Source organism: Arachidicoccus sp., from assembly GCF_050436765.1.
GTDB lineage: Bacteria > Bacteroidota > Bacteroidia > Chitinophagales > Chitinophagaceae > Arachidicoccus.
Window position 1 is genome coordinate 11,910 of the sequence record NZ_JBNQGD010000402.1, and the last position, 4,594, is coordinate 16,503.

A 4,594-nucleotide genomic window follows, 5' to 3' on the forward strand; every position below is an offset into this window, starting at 1 on the left:
AGCTAGTTTTAGGTGTAAATGCTGTAGCAAAAAGTTTTTTACAAGAGAATAAAGGTCGGATGCTCTATTTTTATTCCATTGCCGGCGCCAAAGATTTTATTGTGGCTAAACTTATTTTTAATGCCATATTGATGCTCGTGATGACTTTGTTAAGCATGTTTGTATTTGTGGTGCTCTTAGGAAATCCAATTTATAATATGCTGCAATTTATTGGCATCGCTTGTTTAGGCGGATTAAGTTTGAGTTTGGTATTTACTTTTTTGGCTGCCATCGCTGCAAAGGCTCAACAGCAGGCCGCATTGATGGCAGTAATGGGGTTCCCTGTTATTATTCCGCAACTGATGTTGTTAGGACGCATTTCTAAAGTTGCTTTCTCACCCGCTTTATATTCAGGTCTTTGGCAAATGATTGGATTGCTCATCGGTTTTGATGCATTGGTAATAATATTGGCACTCATACTTTTTCCCTTCCTTTGGAAAGACTAATCTTTAAAGAACACTTTCATTTAATTAGGAACATTGTACTAACTTCGTAACTAAAATTTACAATTATGCAAAAAGGACTATTAGATTTACACAACCTCATACGTTGGATAATTTTAATTTTGCTGGTAATCAACATCCTAAAGAATTATATGGATATAAAAAAGCCTTTCGCTAAAATCCATAAAAAATTAGGTTTGTGGTTGATGATATGCGCCCACACTACTCTCCTTGTCGGCTTAATTTTATTGGGATTCCAATGGGTTAATCTCCCTAGCAATATTAATGTAATGACAAACCCCGCCTACAGATTCATTTTTGTTGAGCATCCGGTAGGGATGATTATTGCCATTATATTAATTACCATTGGCAAGGGATCTGCTAAGAAAAATATTTCTGATATCAAGAAACATAAAAGGTCGGCTAATCTTTATTTAATCGCTTTGATTATTATAATGGCGTCTATTCCATGGAATGCCCCAATGATTCCCGGGATGTAATTTTTTAGAATAAAAATTTTCAACGAAAAGGACGAGCGATGTTAGTCCTTTTTTAATTTTGCCTAATACGAAATTGTAAAATTAAATTGTAGGCGATTTCCCTTTTAATAACTCCGGTTTCATTTTGTCCTGGCCGATGCAGGTAGAATTTCTCCTGAACAAGCTATTAAAAGAGCTTCGCATAAATTTGGAGCATTCGGAAATGACGCGGGACAACAATATATTTCTGATCTGATAAAGAAGTCAGAAAAATAAGGAGGTAAATTAGCCTGCCATTTGGTAATGAAAAATAAAGATGAAAAACTTTAAAGAATTGCGGATTGTTTTTATGGGTACTCCTGAATTTGCCGTGGCATCTTTGGATGCTTTGTTAAAAGCAGGAGCAAATATTGTCGGTGTTATAACAGTGCCGGATAAGGCCTCCGGGCGGGGGATGCACCTTTCTCAGAGTGCTGTAAAAAAATATGCGGTGGAAAATAATCTGCCTTTGCTGCAACCAGTAAAATTAAAAGATGAGGTTTTCCTTGATGAATTAAAAGCACTGAACGCGGACATTCAAATAGTCGTTGCTTTTAGAATGTTGCCGGTTGTCGTGTGGGACATGCCACCGATGGGAACTATTAATTTGCATGGTTCTTTGTTGCCACAGTATCGTGGTGCTGCGCCTATTAATTGGGCGGTGATTAATGGAGAAAAACAAACAGGGGTAACTACCTTTAAATTGCAACATGCTATTGATACAGGCAATATTTTATTACAGCAGGAGTTTCCAATTGAAGAAAAGGATACGGCAGGAACGGTGCATGATAAAATGAAATCTATAGGCGCCAATTTGCTGGTTCAGACTTTGAAAGGATTGTCCAACAGTAGTTTGAGCGAAAGGCCTCAAGCCGATTTTGATGAGCGGTCATTGAAACATGCGCCCAAGATTTTTACGCAAACCTGTCAGATAGACTTTTCCAAAACAGTTGAGGAAGTGTATGACCTTATTCGTGGGCTTTCACCTTTTCCGGCAGCATTTACCTTTTTAAATGAAAAAGTTTTGAAGATTTTCTTTGCAGAAAAGGAGAATTGCCCACCGGAAATAGTTTGTGGAGCTTTTTTAACCGATGGTAAATCGTTTTTGAAATACGCCTGCGGCAATGGTTTCATTCATCTTAAAGACATTCAGTTAGAGGGTAAAAAGCGTATGCTGATAGCAGATTTTTTAAGAGGATATAGGTTTGATAAATGAACAAATTTTACTCGTAAAAAGGCCGGATAGCATTGCCCATCCGGCCACGCGTTTTTATTTTTTCTTCGCTGCTTTTTTCGCAGGCGCCTTCTTGGTAGCGGCTTTCTTAACTGTTTTTGTTTTCTTCTCAAATGCCTTAGGAACCTGACTCTCGATGATCTTTTTCACTTCTTCCAACGGCAACATTTTTAAATCTTCGTCAGTAAACTTTTCGCCATCTGAACGCTTGCCCAGTTTCAACATTAATTTACCAAAACGTATAAATGGTCCCCATCGACCATTCTCAATAGCTATTTTTTCACTTTCCCATTGTTGAATAAAACGGTTGGCTTCTTTTTCGATTTTCTTAGAAACTAATTCATCAATGTCTTTTTGAGAAAGGTTATCAAAATTATAAGCTTTTGGCACATTGATAAAAAGATCATCCCATTTAATATAAGGTCCAAAACGACCCTTGCCCTTAGTCACAGGCTTCCCTTGGTAATGGGCGACAGGTGCATCAGCAGTGACTTTTTCCTCAATAATCTCGATAGCTTTATCCATATCAACAGAAAAGGGATCGGTATTACGCGGAATGGAAATAAAAGTATCACCCCATTTTACATAAGGCCCAAAACGACCAATGCCAACACTGACTTCACCTTCTTTATAATCGCCTAAACTAAAAGGAAGTTTAAATAAATCTAATGCTTCATCTAGTGTGATAGTTTCAATACTTTGATTTTTGTGTAAGGAGGCAAAACGTGGTTTTTCTTCTGCTTCCGCTTCACCTATCTGTACCATGGCGCCGTAGCGCCCCATTCTTGCAAAAACTTTTTTACCTGATTCGGGGTCGATGCCTAATTCGCGCTCACCTTTGGCCCGTTCAGCATTCTCCAAAGTCTGTTCAATATTTGCATGAAACGGACCGTAGAAATTATGAATCATTTTATTCCAAACTAGTTTCCCGTCGGCAATTTCATCAAACTCTTCTTCTACACGAGCAGTGAAGTTGTAGTCCATTACATTACCAAAATGCTGCGTCAAGAAATCATTTACGACTAATCCTAAATCGGTCGGAAACAATTTATTCTTTTCCGCGCCTGTATTTTCAGTTTTCTTTTCTTTACGGATAATGTTTTCATCGTTAAGTTGAAGAATCTGCAAGTCACGAGGTGTACCTTCTTTATCACGCTTTTCTACATAATTTCTTTTTACTATGGTGGAAATAGTAGGAGCGTAGGTAGATGGTCGGCCTATACCCAGTTCTTCTAATTTTTTCACCAATGAGGCTTCTGTATATCGTGCAGCAGGTCTTGTAAATCTTTCTGAAGCAACCATCTTTTTGAATGTTAATTGCTCACCCACTTTTAGAGGCGGCAACATTCCGTCGTTATCGTCCTCCTCCTCTTCTTCGTCTTTTCCCTCTAAGTAGACTTTTAGAAAACCATCAAATTTCATTACTTCTCCACTGGCAGTTAATTGTTCCTGGTTAGTAGAGATATTAATTTTTGCAATTGTTTTTTCAAATTCAGCATCACTCATTTGTGATGCAATGGTTCTTTTCCAAATCAACTCATATAATCTTCTTTCATCAAAACCATCTACTGTATGGTTGTTGATATAAGTTGGACGAATAGCCTCGTGCGCTTCTTGCGCGCTTTCATTCTTATTTTTAAAGTTCCTTGGCTGATAATACTTCTTTCCATAAGCATTCTCGATTTCTTGGTGGATGTCTTGTAATGCTGTTTGACTAAGATTTACACTATCCGTACGCATATAAGAAATAAGCCCATTTTCGTATAGTTTTTGCGCAATCATCATCGTTTTGCTTACCCCGAAACCTAATTTTCTGCTGGCCTCTTGTTGTAAGGTTGACGTGGTAAAAGGTGCAGATGGTGAACGTTTGGCAGGCTTTATTTGAATATCGTTTATTTTGTAATTTGCATTCTTACAGCTCTCCAGGAACTGTTCAGCAGTTTTTAAATCTGTTAATCTTGTTGGACCTTCCGCTTTAAAAATTACTTGTCTTTTATTGATGTCATCGGCTTCAAAAAAAGCATCTATTTTAAAAGAACCCACCGGTTCAAAAGCATTGATTTCTCTTTCTCTGTCGGCTATAAGCCTTACAGCTACACTTTGTACGCGACCAGCACTAAGGCTACGCTGCATACCAATTTTTCGCCATAATACCGGACTCAATTCAAAACCTACCAAGCGGTCCAGTACACGACGTGCTTGTTGAGCGTTTACTAAATTCATATCAATCGTCCTTGGATTATTCACGGCACGCTCAATAGCAGGTTTAGTAATTTCGTGGAAGACAATTCGCTTAGTTGTGGATGGATCAAGCCCTAAAACTTCTGCCAAATGCCAACTAATGCTTTCTCCTTCACGGT

At 38.1% G+C, this 4,594-nt stretch carries 4 protein-coding genes; 3 read left to right on the forward strand and 1 reads right to left on the reverse strand.

Annotated elements, in window-relative coordinates; translation table 11 throughout:
* The 3 genes from ACQR30_RS16700 to fmt all read left to right on the forward strand — a co-directional run.
* The coding region (locus ACQR30_RS16700) for a heme exporter protein CcmB (protein WP_429736894.1) at window positions 1-485 on the forward strand (485 nt) is incomplete at its 5' end.
* 65 nt (window positions 486-550) lie between these two features.
* Window positions 551-982, forward strand: a complete 432-nt coding sequence (locus tag ACQR30_RS16705; protein WP_429736895.1) for a hypothetical protein — start codon at window positions 551-553, stop codon at window positions 980-982.
* Between the two features lie 295 nt (window positions 983-1,277).
* Window positions 1,278-2,216, forward strand: coding sequence for a methionyl-tRNA formyltransferase (gene fmt / locus ACQR30_RS16710; protein WP_429736896.1), 939 nt, complete (start codon window positions 1,278-1,280; stop codon window positions 2,214-2,216).
* 54 nt (window positions 2,217-2,270) lie between these two features.
* Here fmt and topA read toward each other — a convergent pair.
* Window positions 2,271-4,594, reverse strand: a 2,324-nt coding sequence (gene topA / locus ACQR30_RS16715; RefSeq protein WP_429736897.1) for a type I DNA topoisomerase, incomplete at its 5' end; no start/stop codon positions are given.

What these genes read in the sequence shown, in the direction of transcription:
- ACQR30_RS16705 (WP_429736895.1), top strand. Translation starts at nt 551, where the DNA reads ATGCAAAAAGGACTATTAGATTTACACAACCTCATACGTTGGATAATT.
- fmt (WP_429736896.1), top strand. Translation starts at nt 1,278, where the DNA reads ATGAAAAACTTTAAAGAATTGCGGATTGTTTTTATGGGTACTCCTGAA.